This window comes from Virgibacillus carmonensis (assembly GCF_057836705.1).
Window position 1 is genome coordinate 50237 of the sequence record NZ_JBYQFJ010000006.1, and the last position, 18590, is coordinate 68826.

Consider the following 18590-nt stretch of genomic DNA (forward strand, 5'->3'; position numbering starts at 1 on the left):
TAACTTGTGCATAAATATAAATAAATTGTCGTATCGCCTGATTTACAAGCCTTTATCATGTTAACAAAGTTATCCACAACGAGAAAAATAGGAGAATTTGTCGAACGGTTTTTACAAGTTACCCCTTTATTTTGCGGCTGGCAGGGTTTCCAAGGAAAGGACAAATTTCGCTAGCGCTTTATATATATGTTAAGTTATTATAGGGTTACTATATAATAGGGTTTCCATAAAAGGAAAAGTAAAACTAGGTTTGACAATAATAAAGAGGTGTAAACGTTGTTAAAGAATTTTTTACCTAATGAACATGTGAAAAGTGTTTTTGATATCCAACCTGCGTCACTTAAACAAAGAGGAATTAAGGGTGTCATAACAGATCTGGATAATACATTAGTGGCTTGGGATGTTAAGGATGCAACTCCAGAGATTATAAACTGGTTTAAACAAATGAGGGAATATGAAATTAAAGTAATGATTATTTCCAATAATAAACAAGAGCGTGTCAAAATCTTTTCTGAGCCACTTGACACACCTTTCGTATTTAGTGCAAGAAAGCCTTTGAGTCGAGCATTTAAGACTGCTGCCAAAAAAATGGGATTAAAAAAAGAAAATATCGTTGTTATTGGTGATCAACTTTTAACAGATGTATTAGGTGGGAATTTTGCGGGTTTTTACACAATCCTTGTGCTTCCAATCGTACAGACTGATGGAAAAATAACACAGTTTAATCGTAAAATAGAACGTCGAATACTAAACTACATGAGAAGAAAAGGCAAGATAACTTGGGAGGAGTAATTATGGAAGATATATATTGTCAAGGTTGCGGTGCAGCCATTCAAACAACAAGTCCGGATGAGGTAGGGTTTACCCCTGAATCTGCGCTAAATAAAGATATTGTGTTATGTCAGCGCTGCTTTAAGTTAAAGCATTATAATGAAATACAAGATGTTTCTGTTACGGATGACGATTTTTTAAAAATGGTTAGCCAAATACGAGACGTAGAGGGTTTAGTTGTGCATTTAATTGATATTTTCGATGTCAATGGAAGTATGATTCAAAGTTTGGTACGCATCATAGGTGATAAGCCGATTATATTAGTAGGAAATAAGGTAGATTTATTACCGAAATCAACAAATAAGCAAAAGTTGATAAATTGGCTGAAGAAATCCGCTAAAGATGCTGGAATTAAAGTTAAAGACGTATACCTTATATCATCGATTAAAGGTCATGGTATGGATGAACTAACAGAAGCAGTAGAAGTAATGAGGGATAACCGGGATGTATATGTTGTGGGAACGACAAATGTTGGGAAATCAACATTTATTAATCGACTTATTCAACAATCAACGGGAGATAAAAACGTTATTACCACATCTTATTTCCCAGGTACTACACTCGGATTCATCGAAATTCCACTAGACGATCATTCTGTATTAATTGACACACCAGGTATCGTTAATAAACAACAAATGGCACATTACGTATCAAAAGATGACCTGAAAACTATTACCCCTTCAAATGAAATTAAACCAAGGGTGTTTCAATTGAACAATCAACAGACATTGTTTTTTGGTGGGCTAGGACGAATCGACTTTATAAAAGGAGATAAACAGTCCTTTGTTTGTTACTTTTCTAATCATGTACCAATCCACCGTACAAAGCTTGAAAATGCTGATAAGCTTTATGAAGATCATGTAGGTGAACTATTATCACCACCAGATGAAATGACACGCACAACGTTACCTGAACTAGTACAAAGCACGTTTAAAATTAGAGAAGAGAAAATGGATATTGTTTTTCCTGGTTTGGGGTGGGTTATGATCCCTGAAGTTAACACTACTGTTGTCGTGCATAGTCCGAAAACTGTAGCTGTATCAATTAGGCCATCATTGATTTAAGGGGGACTGTGGTAAATGGGCTATCGTTTCGGATTGATTGGTTATCCAATTAAACATTCTTTATCACCTTGGATTCATGAAAGATTTTTACAAAAGGCTGAACTTCATGGCAGCTATGCCTTGTATGAAATAAATCCAAATGAATCATTTGCTGATAAAATAGAGGAACTGAAAAGTGAAAAACTTGATGGGTTTAACATAACTGCTCCTTTTAAAAAATCCATCATTCCTTATCTAGACGAGCTAGATAAAGAAGCGGAAGCAATTGGAGCAGTAAACACAGTAGTATGTAAAAAAGGAAAATGGATCGGTTATAATACGGATGGTGACGGATATATAAGGTCACTGATTAAGGCCTATCCAACGGTTGAACAGGATCAAAATAAGAAAATTTTAATTTTTGGTGCCGGCGGGGCCGCACGAGCAATTCTTTACACATTTTTAAATAATGGATTTAAACACATCGACTTAGCAAACCGAACAGAAAATAAGGCCAGAGAACTAAAGATGTTATATAAAATGAACAATACTCACCTATTGTCTTTACAGGAAGCTGAAAATGTACTGGATGAATACGACATTATTATTCAGACCACTTCACTTGGGATGAAATCTACACAAGATAGTGCTATTGTTTCGGTTACTAACAGACTATCAAAGAAAAACATTGTGAGTGATATCATTTACCAGCCTGTGACTACTAATTTTTTAAGAAACGCAAAACAGGCTGGTGCTAGGATTCATTACGGACATACTATGTTATTATATCAAGCGCAATATGCTTTCGAATTATGGACGAATGAACGTGTGGAAATAAATGAAATGGAACGAGAATTACTCGAACAATTGGAAGGATGAATTAGATGTTAACTGGAAAACAGAAGCGATTCTTACGAGCAAAAGCAAACCAATTAAAACCTATTTTTCAAGTAGGTAAAGTAGGTGTAAATGATAATATGGTTGAGCAAATCTCGGAGGCATTGGAGAAACGAGAATTGATAAAAGTTAGTATTTTACAAAACTGTATGGAAGAGAAAGATACCGTTGCATCTGAATTAGTAGAAGGTGCCGATGCAGAATTGGTCCAGATTATCGGGAACAATATTGTTTTGTATAAAGAATCACGAGAAAACAAACATATTCAATTGCCATAAAGGAGTATATTATGAGACGTGTAGGCATTTTAGGAGGAACATTCGACCCGCCACATTTAGGTCATTTAATAATAGCTGAAGAGGTTCGGCTTGCATTGGGTCTAGAAGAAGTATGGTTTATTCCTTCACAGGAACCTCCGCATAAAAGTAGAGCGTTCATGAGCGCGGGTGACCGCGTTGAAATGGTTCGAAACGCAATTAAAGGTAATCCTTATTTTAAATTGAATACAATAGAAGTAGATCGTTTAGGTAAGTCATATACATTTAATACACTAAACATATTAAGAAGTGAGCACCCTGACGTTTCTTTTTATTTTATAATTGGTGCTGATATGGTGGAATATCTACCTAAATGGTATAAAATAAGCGAATTAATGGCAATGGTTTCATTTGTTGGGGTGAAAAGAATTGGCTCTAGGTTGGATACTCCTTATCCAATTAAGCTAGTGGATATCCCGTGTATCGAAGTTTCTTCTACAATGATTCGGGAGCGGATAGGTAAAAATAATTCCATTAAGTACTTTCTTCCTGAGGCAGTTATTCGTTATATAAAGGAGAAGCGATTGTATGAGGATAGAAAAAGCAATTAAAATTGTTCAACCATCTTTAACTAAGGAACGATTTGATCATACCTTACGAGTAGCAGAAACAGCAGTAAAGCTAGCGGATTTGTATGAAGTACCAACAGAAAAAATGGAGCTTGCAGCAATTTTTCACGATTATGCGAAGTACCGACCGCTTGAAGAGATGAAAGAATTTATTCTGAACAGCCAATTACCAAACGATCTATTGGATTATCATCATGAAGTTTGGCATGGACCTGTCGCTTCAGTGGTAGTAGAGGAACAATTTGGCATTTCCGATAAAAAAATACGGGATGCCATACGTTTCCATACAACAGGCAAAGCGAACCTTGGAACATTTGAAATGGTTCTTTTTCTTGCAGATTATATTGAACCAGGAAGATCATTCCCAGGAGTAGAGAAGGTCCGGGATATGGCATATAAGGATTTAAACCATGCATGTCTGATGGTTTCACGTAATACAATACAATTCCTACTCTCTAAAAATGCAACGATTTATCCAGATTCATTTTATGCATACAATTATTTTTTGACAAAATTAAATGGAGGTTTTAATTAGATGAACAGTAATGAAATTGTACAATTAGCAGCAGAAGCAAGTGACGATAAACGAGCAGAAGATATCGTTGCTTTAGATATGAATGAGGTCTCATTAGTAGCAGATTACTTTTTAATTTGTCATGGAAGTAACGAAAGACAGGTGCAAGCAATCGCTCGGGCGATCAAGGATGCTGCAGAGGAAAAAGGTATTCCTGTAAGACGATTGGAAGGTTATGAACAAGCAAGATGGATTTTAGTTGATATTGGTGATGTCGTTTGTCATGTTTTCCATAAAGATGAGCGCTCTTATTATAATTTAGAACGTTTATGGGGCGATGCCACGCGAGTATCATTAAGTGTAGGGCAAGAAGGTTAGGCAATGGCATACCAACAAATGGCAAAGCTTTATGACAAGCTTATGGATGAAGCACCATATGATAAATGGGCAGATCTAACAAAAGAAATAGTGAAACACTCATCCATTCCCGTAAAACATATAGTAGATTTAGGTTGTGGAACTGGGCAAATAACAGCAAGACTTGCTCAAAATGGCTATCAGATGATCGGTATAGATTATTCTATTGATATGTTAAGCTATGCCGAACAACGTGCAAGTGAACAAAATTTCGACATTCAGTGGATCAACCAGGATATTCGCGAAACGGAAGGTATTACACAAACGGATGCTGTTGTAAGCTATTGCGATGTTATCAATTATATAACAACTGAAGAAGAACTGGATTTGGTTTTTGCCAATGTTACCAATATGTTAAAAGATAATGGAATGTTTATATTTGATGTTCATTCTTTGCATCATGTGGAACACGATCTAGTAAATCAAACATTTTCAACAGTTGAAGATGATATGTCCTCCATCTGGTTTTGTATGCCTGGAGAAGAAGTGGGCGAAATGTTCCATGATCTAACCTTTTTTGTTTCAAACGATGAAGAGTCTTATTCAAGATTTGATGAATACCATTATCAAAAAACATTCTCTATTGAGGTATATCGGAAAATTTTAGAACAAAATGGATTTAAAATTCGAAACATATGTGGCGATTTTTCTTTGAAAGAGGAAAGTCTCCATGAAAAAACGCAACGAATTTTCTTTGTTGCAGAAAAAGGATCGATAAAATAAAATTTTGTCGATCTTTATTTTTTAGAAGGATTAAGACTTTAAATGTCGAACTATTGTATTGGTAGTAAGAAAATATTTTCACTCCCGTAATCTCTCCTATACCCCGTAAGTTTTTAACCTCATAAATAAAGGAAGTGACCTCATTGATTAATCTTGCCAAGAAAAACCTATTTTTTATTGTGATTGGCATCGCTGCAGTATTGTTTTTATTTGTGTTCAATGAAAAGCCAGAACAAGATAAAGTTGTAGATGTAAAACCAATAAAAGCAGCAAGTATAAAGGAACCTACAACTATTCAAGGAACAACAGATGCGTTTGTTGATGTAAAAGGAGAAGTGATAAGTCCTGGGGTTTACGAAGTTTCCGTTGGTTCACGAGTAGAAGAGGTCATTGATCGTGCGGGTGGATTTACCGAACAAGCAAATCAATCTGTTTTAAATTTAGCACAAAAAGTTCACGATGAAATGATCATTTTGGTACCAAAAACTGGTGAATCAATTGACACGGGAATGGAAGAACCAACCAACTCTACAAAAGTTAACCTTAATTATGCCAAGCAAAAAGAAATCGAACAATTGAATGGTATCGGGCCTTCAAAAGCACAAGCAATCATTCAATACCGTGAAGAAAATGGCTTATTCCAAACGATGGAGGATGTTTTAAACGTACCAGGTATTGGTGAGAAGACGCTTGAAAATATGAAGGAAGGTATTCAAATTCCATAAGAGATTGACGAAAATAAATTACTGCATGTAGACTTATTTTTATACGTTACGTGTAAAATTTCTAAAGAATAAAGTACAAGGAAATCTTCACCATCCCCTATGAAAGAAGGGGTCAATGCTGGAATTTTTCTAATAATTATAAATAAAGGTGGAATTAGGATGGAACGAATTTCATGGGATCAGTATTTTATGGCGCAAAGTCATTTGCTAGCATTAAGAAGTACGTGTGAACGATTAACAGTAGGCGCAACCATTGTACGGGATAAGCGAATTATAGCAGGTGGATACAATGGTAGTGTTTCTGGAGATTCACATTGTATCGATGAAGGTTGTTATGTTATTGGTGGTCATTGTGTTCGAACAGTACATGCAGAGGCAAATGCACTCCTGCAATGTGCAAAATTCGGTGTCCCAACAGAGGGCTCTGAAATGTATGTTACCCACTTTCCTTGCCTACAGTGCTGTAAAACAATTATTCAAAGTGGTGTGAAAACGGTCTATTATGCAGCTGACTATAAAAATGATCCATATGCTGTTGAATTATTTAAGAATTCTGGCGTTCATGTTAAAAAAGTGGAGCTTGAATATAATGCAGTTGATATAAGTGCAAAGGAAAAAGCTTCATATGTAGCGTCATTATTAAACAAGCTTGAAGGTACCTCAATAAATAATAATCAATTAGAGGAATATAGAAATGAAGCCGAGCGGCTATTTCATATTCGTAAGTGATCAGGTATAACGGATATGAAAGGATACTGGCACTTTCTAGCACTTTCGGTTTTGTTAAGCATTTTGACGGTTATTTTCGATAAGAAAGTCTTTATTATTGTTTTATTACTTTGGTTATTTTATCTTTATAAACATAAAAAGCTTGGCCTTGGACCTGTATTTTTATCGTTATTGTTTTATATTGTTTTCTGTAGTTATATACCTTCAATTGAGAATGAAAAAATTAATCGATCAACTGTGGACCAAGCTATTAATGGAGAAATACAAGGTACCATTAGTAGCTCTGTTAAAACGTCGACCAGAAAATTAGAATTTGTGGTACAAGAAGAAACATCGAACCATAAATTGCTTGTATCAGCATTTAAACAAGAAAAGGAAGAATGGAACCAAACTGAGCTAAATCAATTAAAACATGGTGCGAACTGTCATATAAAAGGTTTCATAGAGTTGCCAGACCGGAGCAGGAACCCCGGTCAATTCGATTACCGTTCCTACTTGTATAGTAAAGGTATTTCCTATCGACTCACACTTTCTTCGTTAGAAAATATCACGTGTGAAGGGTCCTCTTACCTCAATTCTATTTTCCAAGCACGATTATCCCTCATCAACTTTGTTATTTCAAAAACAGATCCATATACAGCAAAATGGTTATCAGCGCTTATTTTAGGTGATGATTCCCATCTAGATAAAAAAACTATCGAACTGTTCCAGAGATGGAATTTATCTCATCTTCTAGCGATTTCTGGATTGAATGTTGCTATAATCATTGCCATTACCTATTTCCTTTTAATAAAACTAAATTTATTTACTAGGGAAAAAGCACAAGGGTTGATGATTTTTATATTACCCCTCTATGCTCTAATTGCGGGAGGCGAACCATCAGTATGGAGAGCATGTTTAATGGTATTTGTATTAATTAGTTTACGGAAATTGAATACATTTTTTACTCTAACAGATGCATTAAGTATAATATTTTTATTAATGATTTTATTTGATAAATTCATCGTTTATCATATCGGTTTTCAGCTTTCTTTTTTGGTGACGCTTGGATTGCTGCTCTCAACAAAATGGATAGCTGCAACACAGTCAACATTTATGATAAGCCTACAAATAAGTTTTATGGCACAAATGATGATTATACCATTGCAATTAGCCTATTTTTATACATTTCAACCCCTATCGATGCTACTAAATGTTATCATAATACCGTATTTTTCCTTTTTTGTAATACCTATTATGTTTATTATTCTACTTCTTTCTCCTTTCTCAAACACAGTACTAAACGTGCTAAATACTATTTTCGAATCGGCCAATCAAACTGTGATTTATTTAATTCACATGATGGATCAAGTTGCCTACTTCCCTTATATACTAGGACCATTTCCATTTATTGCTGTTTTATTTTACTATGTATTATTTTTATTACTAATGGATGCTCTGCAGCGTGGAAAAAGGATGCGCGCCATGCGGATTGGTGGGTTAACAGTCTGTCTAATAACTTTTGTTGCTCTAAAGCCGTACCTATCACCATATGGGACAATTACTATGTTAGATATTGGACAAGGAGATAGCTTCATTGTTGAACTTCCATACCGAAAAGCCGTTTTCTTTATCGATGCAGGTGCAAAAATGTCTTTTGAAAATAATGAAGCAACTGATATGAAATATGAACAGGTTATAAAGCCTTTTTTATATGCGAATGGAATCGCTAAAATTAACGCTTTATTTGTTACCCATGAAGATGTCGATCACGTTGGCAGTGTTCCATTTTTGTTAGAGGATTTTAAAGTTGATCGTGTCTTCCTAAGTGATTATTATCAATTGCCTAATGAAACAATTAGTAAATGGGAACAAAAAGGCATTAATGTCCAAAGACTACAAGCAGGAAGTGAAATTGATTTTTATAGTTATCCTATTCGAATTTTGTCACCCCATACAGATAAAAAAGCAACCAATGCAAATTCACTTGTCCTGCATATGAACTTTGGTGGTCTGGAATGGTTATTTACTGGTGATATTGATAAACAAACAGAAAAAGAATTGCTAAAGAAGTATCCTGATCTGGCATTTGATGTACTAAAAGTTGCACATCATGGCAGCGAAACGTCTACAGATAAATCTTTTATAGAACACTACAGACCCAGATATGCTTGGATTTCGGTAGGAGAGAATAATTCTTATGGTCACCCAACCAAGGGTGTGTTAGATGTGCTTGAAGACGAAGGAACAATAATTTTTCGAACGGATCAAGATGGTGCGATACAATATCATTTTAAAAAAGAGAAAGGAACATTTTTGAAATACTTACCATAACGTAGCTAATAGATGAATGGCAATTTAAAAAAGAGACTGTCAGCGTTTTCAGTCTCTTTTTTCGTCACTAATTTATAGGTTGGTCATATGTAGCTTTTATTATTGTCCAAAAAAGTTAATCGCTACTCCAATAAAGAAAATTACAGCAAAGAATACAAATGAGTAGACAAATCCTAGACCAGAATCCACTACATCATTATTTTTTGACTGAACGTCTTTTTCAAATTCGTTCACAACTATCCCTCCTATATCATTCTTTAGTATAAAATAAATCCTCGAAAAAATCCATGAAATTATTTACACCAATTTTAGTAAGAGTTAACATCTATACTTTTTACTTTACTGGTTAATCTAAAAATAATCAAATATCGTTTGTCAGATAGATACCTGGGACTATTTGGCCAACGTTTATATAAATGAGGGGATCTTCTAGTAAGATTCCCTTTAAAATTCCTTGCTATTCGGTCTTTTTCACTTTACGATAATGTATATAAGTTATTGGAGTGAATAAGATGTCTTACCTTGAAATAGTTAAAAAAGTCAAAAAAAACCAATTAGCACCTACTTATTTGTTATATGGAACGGAATCGTTTTTTATACAAGATATAAAGAAGCAGTTAACAAATGCAATTTTGCCTGATGGGGATATTGAAAATTTATCTACATATGATTTAGATGAATCTCCTATTCAAGAGGTTATTTCAGATGCGGAAACCTATCCTTTATTTGGAGAAAGAAAATTAATCATTGCCCATAACCCTTCTTTTTTAAAAGCAAAACCAAATAAAATACCATTTGAACATGATCTTGAACGGTTACAATTGTATATAGAAAACCCTGTTGATTATGCTACGATTATTTTTATAGCTGAATATGAAAAAATTGACGAGCGTAAAAAAGTGACAAAAATAATTAAAAAAAATGCCGCCATTGCTAAATGTGATCCCATTAAAGAACATGAGCTTTCGAAGTGGATTAAAACAATTGCTAATGACTATCATATAACAATTGAACCTAATGCTTATGAAGTTATTGAAACGGAGCTGCAAGCAAATCTTCATTTATTACATAATGAGATGATGAAGTTCGCATTGTATGTTGGGGAAGGTGGAAGGGTAACGAAAGATGATGCAGAAATGCTTATATCTCACACGTTAAACAATTCGTCTTTGCGATTGGTGGATGCTGTTATAGAACGGGATATTCGAAAAGCGATTACCATTTACCGGGATCTATTGAAAATGAAAGAAGAGCCAATTGCTATGGTTGCACTTTTAGCATATCAATTTCGAACCCTATTGCGTGTTAAACTCTTAAAGCAAAAAGGGTACAGTCAAGCTCAAATGCAGAAGCAACTTGGAATTCATCCGTTTGTTGTTAAAATTGCCTTATCTAGAGAAAATAAATTTACTGTTGAGCAGTTATCATCGTATATCGATAAATTAACAAATGCTGACGCTGATATGAAACAAGGTAGGATGGATAAAGAACTTGCATTTGACTTATTATTGTATGATTTGACTAATTCTCGAAGTCAGGTGATTAAGAGCAACAATTAAAATAATCAACTAAAAAACGATCCTGTTATGGGATCGTTTTGTGTTAGTCATTTATTTTTTCTAGCTCCAGCGCCCATTGCCTAGTGTCTTTCAGGCACCTTCTGCGATAACAGTTCGACAACAGTCGGTCATTATGCGCTCACGCTTATCGTGTCTCCTTTAAATAATATGGAAGGATGTTCGATTAAACCTCCACAAAGCATGAGCAACATCGAACTACCCACGTTGCGTGGGCACAGGTCACGCAGCAATGAACGGGCGCTTGCGATTTTCTATATTTATGCGCTTAGGTCGTTAACCATTTTTGATAAGCGTGATTTTTTGCGATTACCATTATTTTGATGGACAATCCCTTTTTGTACTGCTTTGTCAATTTTTTTGGTTGCTTGTTGTAGAGCAGATTTTGCGTTATCTACGTCTTTTGCCTCAATCAATTTTTCAACACGTTTAACTTGTGTACGCATATCTGATTTATATGACTGGTTTAAGTCATGTTTTTTCTGATTAACACCTACACGTTTAATTGCAGATTTAATATTAGCCATTATTTCACCTCCTAAAAACAACGATTCCTATCTGAGTGAACCAATGATATTTTATCAGAGCGAGACACTGTTTTCAATAGCTTTATTATCTACTTGGTGAAATTGTATGATTTTCACCTTTATTGTGAAGTCTAAGAGTAGGTAAAAAAAGTTGGAGGTTATGAATTATATGGTGAAATCAAATGAGGAATTTCAGGTGCGAACAGACTTAGCAATTGAAGCAAAAGATATGTATGTGGAACAGGAAGATACGCAAGTTGACAAAATGAAAGGCATTAATATAACAGAACGTACGGAAAATGATATCAAAATTTCATATGTGGAGATAGATGAAACTGGAGCAAAAATTATTGATAAAAAACCTGGAACATATGTCACCCTTTACGCAGATGGCGTCAAACGACAAGATACAAAGCGACAGGAAAATGCTGCTGGATTACTTGCAAAAGAATTAGAACAATTACTTGAAAAAAATCAACTGTCACTTGATGCGAAATGTTTAATTGTTGGCTTAGGCAACTGGAATGTAACACCAGACGCTCTTGGACCAATGACAGTTGAAAAATTGCTGGTAACCAGCCATCTGTTTAAATTAGAACATGAGTCGGTTGCAGAGGGATATCGTTCTGTTGCAGCAGTTACGCCGGGTGTCATGGGATTAACTGGAATGGAAACTAGTGATATTATTTTTGGTATTGTTGAAAAGTTCAAACCTGAATTTGTAATTGCGATTGATGCACTAGCTTCGCGCTCTATTGAAAGGGTAAATGAAACGATACAGCTTTCAGATGCCGGTATAAATCCAGGTTCTGGTGTAGGAAATAAACGGAAGGAAATAAGTGAGGATACATTGGGAATTCCAGTATTTGCTATTGGAGTACCAACTGTGGTTGATGCAGCAACGATCACTAGTGACACTATTGATTTCCTATTAAAGCATTTTGGTAGGGAATGGCGGGAAAAAGATAATCCATCAAAATCGTTAACACCAGCGAGTATGACGTTTGGTGAAAAAAAGTTTAATGAAGAGGATTTACCGGATGAAGAAAAAAGAAACACATTTTTAGGAATAGTCGGAAATCTATCGGAAGAAGAAAAACGTTCATTAATTCGAGAGGTTCTGACACCTATTGGCCATAATTTAATGGTAACACCAAAAGAAGTGGATGGTTTTATGAAGGACATGGCACACGTTGTAGCAACTGGGATAAATGCAGCATTACACGAAACTGTTGACGTTACAAATTTTTCTTCATATACAAGATAAAAGTAACATTACCAATTAACAGAAAGATTAGATTCTAGGTTCTAGTTTCTGAAGACATGTCATAGATTTACTATATATGTCACTGTCTTCAGAAAGGATGGAACAATGAACCTCGATAATAAACCTAGTCGCTTCCCTTTTTATAAAAAAGGTGGATTGTATATCCTTTGTATCGTACTATTATTTATTTCAATAGGAGCATTAACTACCATCGCTCCTGCCTATCAATTTTCATCAAAGACACTCACTGAATGGACAAGTAAGGTAGAAAGTACAACATTTTTATATTTACTAGGAATGGAAAACAGGGCATTTCAAGGAGCCTTTCCAAAGGGGAAATCTTTTCCAAAACTATCAAATACGTTATTTGAATTAACTACCAGCGTCAAACCGAATGATGTGAGAAGCCTATTAGGTCAGGAATTGCCAGGATTCTCCACATTTAATAATCATATAGTTGTTGCAGGGGAAGGAACGAACTATACCAACCTGCCAATTGAATCTTCACCACCTTTAGATGAGGTTTTAAAGGAAAGGGAAGCAGAAGTGAAGGAACCTGAAATAGCCGATGAAGAGACAGGAGAAACCAAGGAAAAGCCAGTAAAACAGGAAGAAAATGTTGTTTTTATTTATAACACACATAATAGAGAATCGTTTTTACCACATTTACCAGAAGTTGATGATCCAGGATTGGCTTACCATGGTGAGGTAAATGTCACTAAAGTAAGTGATAGATTTGCAGAATCGCTTGAGGATAACGGAATCGGGGCAGTTGTAGATCATACAGATTTTACGAAACTATTACATCAGAATGAGATGGAACATTATCAATCCTATGATGTATCTAGAAATGTTGTTAAAGAAGCATTCGCATCACACGAAGAATTAAAGTATGTTTTTGATATCCACCGTGATGCTCAACCTAGAGATATAACCACAACAACTATCAAAGGAAAAGCATTTGCTAGACTTGCGATTGTAGTTGGTGGAGAGAATGCGAGTCATGAAGAAAATTTAGAATTTGCAACTAAATTAAACGCTTTAATTGATGAAAAATACCCCGGATTAAGTAGAGGAATTATAATAAATGAAGGACCTGGAAACAATGGCGTTTACAATCAGGACTTATCAGAAAACGGATTAATATTCGAATTTGGTGGTTATGCTAATACTTTAGAAGAATTGTATCGAACAGCGGACGCTCTAGCAGAAGTATTTAGTGATTTTTATTTTAATGCTGAAAAAGTTTCGACAAAGGAGGAATAGATCATGAAGTCTATTGTACTATTACTATTGCTACTATTATTTTTCGTATCGGGAATGCTATTTGGCGTAGAACGTGATCAAACGGAAATTACCTCCCCTAAAGTCGAAACAATTGATATAAACGAAGTAAGTGGACTACAGGAAGATATTTCTCCTATAAATGAAAGTAGTGAGTACAAGCAAGCCCCTGATCACTTCACCCAAAAAATGGCGTCTTTTATTGAGGGTATTGTGAAAGGTTTTTATGAAATTATCGTCCAATTACTTTATCAAGTTGTTAAGTTGTTTTATTAATACCTACGATTTCATTCCTTCTTTCTTTTAGGTACTAAGTTTGACTAAAAGATAGAAGGTTTTATTTTTTGATTGAATGTCTCCTCTTCAATTGCTATAATCAATCCTAGTAAACGACGTTAAAATTAACACTTTTTCTAAAGAGTGGTCAGAAAATCTTGGCTGTTGTCGAGAAAGAATTAATGGCAAAGCTTAGATTTTTTTACACTTTATACCGATAAAAACTGATACTTTCTTAAAGTGAAAAAAATGTAGGAGTGAACATCACTAATGGTGAAAAAAAAACGAAACGTTCGTAATTTTTCGATCATCGCACATATTGACCATGGTAAATCAACATTGGCGGATCGAATATTAGAAAATACAAAAGCATTAACACAACGGGAAATGAAAGAGCAATTTCTTGATGCGATGGACCTGGAGCGAGAGCGCGGAATTACAATAAAGTTAAATGCAGTCCAATTAAGTTATACAAGTAAAGCTGGGGAGGAATTTATTTTCCACTTAATCGACACTCCGGGACATGTCGATTTTACATATGAAGTATCACGAAGCCTTGCAGCATGCGAGGGAGCAATTCTAGTTGTAGACGCCGCACAAGGTATAGAAGCGCAAACCCTAGCTAATGTTTATTTGGCTTTAGATAACGACTTAGAAATAATTCCAGTTATTAATAAAATAGATTTACCAAATGCAGACACGGATCGAGTTACCCAAGAATTGGTAGATGTGATAGGCATCGATCCAAACGACGTTATTTTAGCGTCTGCAAAGGATGGAATTGGGATTGATGAAATTCTTGAGAAGATTGTAGAAGCAATACCAGCTCCAGCAGGAAAAATTGACAATCCATTGCAAGCGCTTATCTTTGATTCGCTTTACGATTCTTATCGCGGTGTAGTCGCTTATGTTTGTGTGAAAGAAGGAACGGTAAAGGTTGGCGACAAAATTAAAATGATGGCGACTGGAAAAGAATTTGAAGTCAATGAAGTAGGTGTCTTCTCGCCAAAACCATTAAAAAAAGATGAATTAACGGTAGGAGACGTTGGGTACCTAACCGCCTCTATTAAAAACGTTGGAGATACACGTGTAGGTGATACAGTTACACACACCCATAATCAGGCAAAAACCGCTTTACCAGGGTATCGTAAGTTAAATCCAATGGTGTTTTGCGGAGTGTTTCCAATAGATTCTAATCAATATAATGATCTTCGTGAGGCGTTAGAACGCCTAGAATTAAATGATTCTTCACTACAATATGATCCAGAGACATCCCAAGCATTAGGATTTGGCTTTCGCTGTGGTTTCCTAGGGTTATTACACATGGAAATCATTCAGGAAAGAATTGAACGAGAATTTAACATTGGTTTAATTACAACAGCACCAAGTGTTATCTATGAAGTGGAGAAGGCTGATGAAAAAATTATTCAAATTGATAATCCGTCTGACCTTCCTGACCAGCAATCAATTACTGAAATTCGGGAACCTTTTGTAAAGGCAACCATTATGGTTCCAAATGATTACGTTGGAACTGTAATGGAGCTGTCTCAGAAAAAGCGTGGACAGTTTGTTGACATGGAATATCTGGATGATATTCGTGTGAATGTAACGTATCATATACCATTGTCTGAAATTGTTTATGATTTCTTTGACCAATTAAAATCACAAACAAAAGGCTATGCATCATTTGATTATGAAATGATTGGATACAGAACATCCAATCTTGTGAAGATGGATATTTTGTTAAATAATGAAACGATAGATGCACTATCGATTATCGTGCATAAAGATTTTTCCTATGATCGAGGTAAACAAATTGTAGATACATTAAAAGAACTAATACCACGGCAACAATTTGAAGTGCCTATTCAGGCTGCTATAGGAAATAAAATTGTAGCTAGATCAACCATCAAAGCGATGCGGAAAAATGTACTTTCTAAATGTTACGGTGGGGATATTACACGTAAACGAAAGTTGCTAGAGAAGCAAAAAGAAGGTAAGAAACGAATGAAAATGGTAGGATCAGTAGAAGTACCCCAAGAAGCGTTTATGGCTGTTTTAAAAATAAAAGACGATTGATCGTTGAATTTACACTGATAGGAATAAAAGATTCCAAGGAAATCAGTATAAGAAAAACTTCGCCATTCACTATTAAAGACAAGGCGAATGCCGAGTTTTTCTAAAAATGAGGGTGAACTTTATCGAATGTATTCTTAATCGAAAAGTTTACCCTTTTCTTTTGGTTTTCTAACATTCAATTTTTTAAGAGGTGAACTAGTTTGATACAATCTGTTTATATACACATCCCGTTTTGTCAGCAGATATGTCATTACTGTGATTTTACGAAGTTTTTTTATAACGAAAAATTAGCAGATGACTACATGAAAGCACTGTCTAATGAAATTAGAACAAATGTGGATGGCATGAAAACTTCTGTCAAAACTATATATATCGGTGGCGGGACACCAACAGCACTTAACTTGAATCAGTTAGAATTGCTATTTCAAGTAATTGATGAAAAGTTTGATGTGAATGGTTGCGCGGAATATACCATTGAAGCAAACCCAGGGGATTTTGATGAAGACAAAGCTAAACTATTAAAAAGCTACGGTGTAAATCGTGTTTCATTAGGTGTTCAAGCATTTGACAACCAACTTTTAGAGGAAATTGGTAGGCTTCACAAAATTAAGGATGTTTATGATACAGTAAATCTATTAAAAAAACACGGACTTTATAATATAAGCATTGATCTAATTTACGCGTTGCCAAATCAAACTGTAGAAGGCTTTGATAAATCATTACAAGAAGCAATTAAATTTGACTTACCACATTATTCAACTTATTCCTTGCAAATAGAACCAAAGACGGTTTTCTATCAGCGTCATAAAAAAGGTAAATTACATCGTCCACCTCAAGAAGATGAAGTGCACATGTATCACATTTTAAGAGATACGATGAAAAAAAGTGGTAATCAGCAATACGAAATCAGTAATTTTGCAAAACCAGGTTATGAAAGTAAACACAATTTAACCTATTGGAATAATGACTATTATTATGGTTTTGGAGCAGGAGCTCATGGCTATTTACCTGGGAAAAGAATAGGAAATATTCGGCCATTACCTGCGTATGTAAAACAGGCCATGAAGGATGGTCAACCAATTTTATCGACGGAAAAAATTGGTTTAAAAGAAATGATTGAGGAAGAAATGTTTCTAGGGTTACGCAAGCGTAAGGGTGTTAGTAAGCTGAAATTTGAACAGAAATTTTCAGTTCCTGTGAAGGAACTATATAGCGATACCATTACTCAATTAGTGGAAAAAGGTTGGTTATATGACGAGGCTGATGAGATCTCGTTAACACCAGAAGGAATCTTATTTGGGAATGATGTTTTTGCCCGATTTTTATTAGAAGATGAAAATATAAGCCATCTACGTTGACAAAAAAATAAGGATTTGGTAATTTATTAGTAGAATTAGCACTCACTTAAGAAGAGTGCTAACAGAGGTGATCATCATGTTAACAGAAAGACAATTATTGATCTTACAAGTCATTATTGATGATTTCATCCAGACAGCCCAACCAGTCGGGTCGCGTATTTTGTCGAAAAAAGATAGTATCTCCTTTAGTTCTGCAACCATACGAAACGTTATGGCTGATCTTGAGGATTTGGGATATTTACAAAAGACGCACTCATCGTCTGGAAGAATACCATCTGAAAAAGGTTATCGTTTTTACGTAGATAATTTAGTATCTGCTGGAGGGATACCTGACGAAGTCAATGTCATGAAACATGTGATCCAAGATGGGATTTTTGAATTCGAGCAAATCGTTCAAAAATCTGCGCAGGTGCTATCTGATTTAACGAATTACACATCGATTATTTTAGGTCCAGAAGTATTTGAGACAAAGTTAAAACAGTTACAAATTGTTACTTTATCAGACCACACTGCTGTAGCGATACTGATCACGAATACAGGACATGTCGAACACCGTTCATTTACTATTCCTGGTGAGATGAATGCATCAGATCTTGAAAAGATGGTAAATATTTTAAATGATCGATTATACGGGGTTCCAATTGTACATCTACATGACACGTTAAACACAGAAATAATTTCGTTAATGAAGATGTATGTGAATGACTTTGAACGATCATATGACTATTTGAAATCTGCATTCTTTAGCGAGCAGCCTGTTAAGCTCTACTTTGGTGGTAAAACGAACATTTTAATGCAACCAGAATTTAAAGATATTGATAAAGTTCGTTCTTTTTACTCCATGATGGAAAAAGAAGATGAGGTAGCCAATATGCTAAAAACTTCAACAGAAGGCATTAATGTATCGATTGGCCACGAAAATAAAGTAGATGCTATAAAGGATTGTAGTTTAATAACAGCTACCTATCATCTAGGACAGGATCAACTTGGAACGATTGCTTTACTAGGTCCGACGAGAATGGAGTATAGAAAGGTCATAACACTACTTCATGCATTGTCTAATGAAATGACGGAAGCATTATATATGTGGTATAAAAACAATGAATAGTTTCTTGTCTCGCTATAAGATAGACCTTGATGGGAC

20 protein-coding genes are annotated in these 18590 nt (G+C 35.1%); 18 read left to right on the top strand and 2 right to left on the bottom strand.

Annotated features, from left to right (window positions below):
* Nucleotides 1-276 precede the first annotated feature (276 nt).
* The 11 genes from AC3G7N_RS06535 (at nt 277) to AC3G7N_RS06585 (ending at nt 9078) form a co-directional block, all read left to right on the top strand.
* Complete coding sequence (locus AC3G7N_RS06535; RefSeq protein WP_489421346.1) at nt 277-792, top strand: YqeG family HAD IIIA-type phosphatase; 516 nt, start codon at nt 277-279, stop codon at nt 790-792.
* A gap of 2 nt (nt 793-794) precedes the next feature.
* A complete protein-coding gene (yqeH, locus tag AC3G7N_RS06540; protein ID WP_489421347.1) occupies nt 795-1895 on the top strand; it encodes a ribosome biogenesis GTPase YqeH in 1101 nt (366 codons plus the stop codon).
* A 15-nt stretch (nt 1896-1910) separates the two neighbouring features.
* Entirely contained in the window at nt 1911-2753 is an 843-nt protein-coding gene (aroE, locus tag AC3G7N_RS06545) for a shikimate dehydrogenase (protein ID WP_489421348.1), read from the top strand.
* A gap of 5 nt (nt 2754-2758) precedes the next feature.
* Nucleotides 2759-3049 (top strand): ribosome assembly RNA-binding protein YhbY, encoded by a 291-nt coding sequence (gene yhbY, locus AC3G7N_RS06550; protein ID WP_489421349.1) that lies wholly within the window; start codon nt 2759-2761, stop codon nt 3047-3049.
* A gap of 11 nt (nt 3050-3060) precedes the next feature.
* Complete coding sequence (locus tag AC3G7N_RS06555) at nt 3061-3639, top strand: nicotinate-nucleotide adenylyltransferase (RefSeq protein WP_489421350.1); 579 nt, start codon at nt 3061-3063, stop codon at nt 3637-3639.
* On the top strand, nt 3617-4192 hold the full coding sequence (gene yqeK, locus AC3G7N_RS06560; protein WP_489421351.1) for a bis(5'-nucleosyl)-tetraphosphatase (symmetrical) YqeK: 576 nt from the start codon (nt 3617-3619) through the stop codon (nt 4190-4192). Before AC3G7N_RS06555 ends, yqeK begins: the two co-directional genes overlap by 23 nt.
* Nucleotides 4193-4549 (top strand): ribosome silencing factor, encoded by a 357-nt coding sequence (gene rsfS, locus AC3G7N_RS06565; protein ID WP_489421352.1) that lies wholly within the window; start codon nt 4193-4195, stop codon nt 4547-4549.
* 3 nt (nt 4550-4552) lie between these two features.
* Nucleotides 4553-5311 (top strand): class I SAM-dependent DNA methyltransferase, encoded by a 759-nt coding sequence (locus AC3G7N_RS06570; RefSeq protein ID WP_489421353.1) that lies wholly within the window; start codon nt 4553-4555, stop codon nt 5309-5311.
* Between the two features lie 143 nt (nt 5312-5454).
* A complete protein-coding gene (locus tag AC3G7N_RS06575) occupies nt 5455-6036 on the top strand; it encodes a helix-hairpin-helix domain-containing protein (protein WP_489421354.1) in 582 nt (193 codons plus the stop codon).
* Between the two features lie 159 nt (nt 6037-6195).
* Entirely contained in the window at nt 6196-6765 is a 570-nt protein-coding gene (locus tag AC3G7N_RS06580) for a ComE operon protein 2 (protein ID WP_489421355.1), read from the top strand.
* A 15-nt stretch (nt 6766-6780) separates the two neighbouring features.
* A complete protein-coding gene (locus AC3G7N_RS06585) occupies nt 6781-9078 on the top strand; it encodes a DNA internalization-related competence protein ComEC/Rec2 (RefSeq protein ID WP_489421356.1) in 2298 nt (765 codons plus the stop codon).
* Between the two features lie 99 nt (nt 9079-9177).
* Here the strand turns inward: AC3G7N_RS06585 and AC3G7N_RS06590 are convergent, their stop codons facing one another.
* Nucleotides 9178-9312 carry a YqzM family protein gene (locus tag AC3G7N_RS06590; RefSeq protein WP_489421357.1) on the bottom strand — a complete coding sequence of 45 codons (135 nt, stop codon included), beginning with the start codon at nt 9310-9312 and terminating at the stop codon, nt 9178-9180.
* Between the two features lie 278 nt (nt 9313-9590).
* Between AC3G7N_RS06590 and holA the strand changes: the two genes are divergently transcribed.
* Nucleotides 9591-10637, top strand: coding sequence for a DNA polymerase III subunit delta (gene holA / locus AC3G7N_RS06595; protein ID WP_489421358.1), 1047 nt, complete (start codon nt 9591-9593; stop codon nt 10635-10637).
* A 278-nt stretch (nt 10638-10915) separates the two neighbouring features.
* Here the strand turns inward: holA and rpsT are convergent, their stop codons facing one another.
* A complete protein-coding gene (gene rpsT / locus AC3G7N_RS06600) occupies nt 10916-11182 on the bottom strand; it encodes a 30S ribosomal protein S20 (RefSeq protein WP_489421359.1) in 267 nt (88 codons plus the stop codon).
* A 169-nt stretch (nt 11183-11351) separates the two neighbouring features.
* Here rpsT and gpr point away from each other — a divergent pair, with 169 nt between their 5' ends.
* From gpr to hrcA, 6 genes are all read left to right on the top strand, one after another.
* Entirely contained in the window at nt 11352-12449 is a 1098-nt protein-coding gene (gpr, locus tag AC3G7N_RS06605) for a GPR endopeptidase (RefSeq protein WP_489421360.1), read from the top strand.
* A gap of 105 nt (nt 12450-12554) precedes the next feature.
* Nucleotides 12555-13715 (top strand): stage II sporulation protein P, encoded by a 1161-nt coding sequence (spoIIP, locus tag AC3G7N_RS06610; protein ID WP_489421361.1) that lies wholly within the window; start codon nt 12555-12557, stop codon nt 13713-13715.
* A 3-nt stretch (nt 13716-13718) separates the two neighbouring features.
* Nucleotides 13719-14009, top strand: a complete 291-nt coding sequence (locus AC3G7N_RS06615) for a hypothetical protein (RefSeq protein WP_489421362.1) — start codon at nt 13719-13721, stop codon at nt 14007-14009.
* A gap of 270 nt (nt 14010-14279) precedes the next feature.
* A complete protein-coding gene (gene lepA / locus AC3G7N_RS06620) occupies nt 14280-16088 on the top strand; it encodes a translation elongation factor 4 (protein ID WP_489421363.1) in 1809 nt (602 codons plus the stop codon).
* Between the two features lie 200 nt (nt 16089-16288).
* Nucleotides 16289-17446 carry a radical SAM family heme chaperone HemW gene (gene hemW, locus AC3G7N_RS06625; protein WP_489421364.1) on the top strand — a complete coding sequence of 386 codons (1158 nt, stop codon included), beginning with the start codon at nt 16289-16291 and terminating at the stop codon, nt 17444-17446.
* Nucleotides 17447-17522: 76 nt separating this feature from the next.
* Nucleotides 17523-18554, top strand: a complete 1032-nt coding sequence (gene hrcA, locus AC3G7N_RS06630; protein WP_489421365.1) for a heat-inducible transcriptional repressor HrcA — start codon at nt 17523-17525, stop codon at nt 18552-18554.
* Nucleotides 18555-18590: the final 36 nt, after the last annotated feature.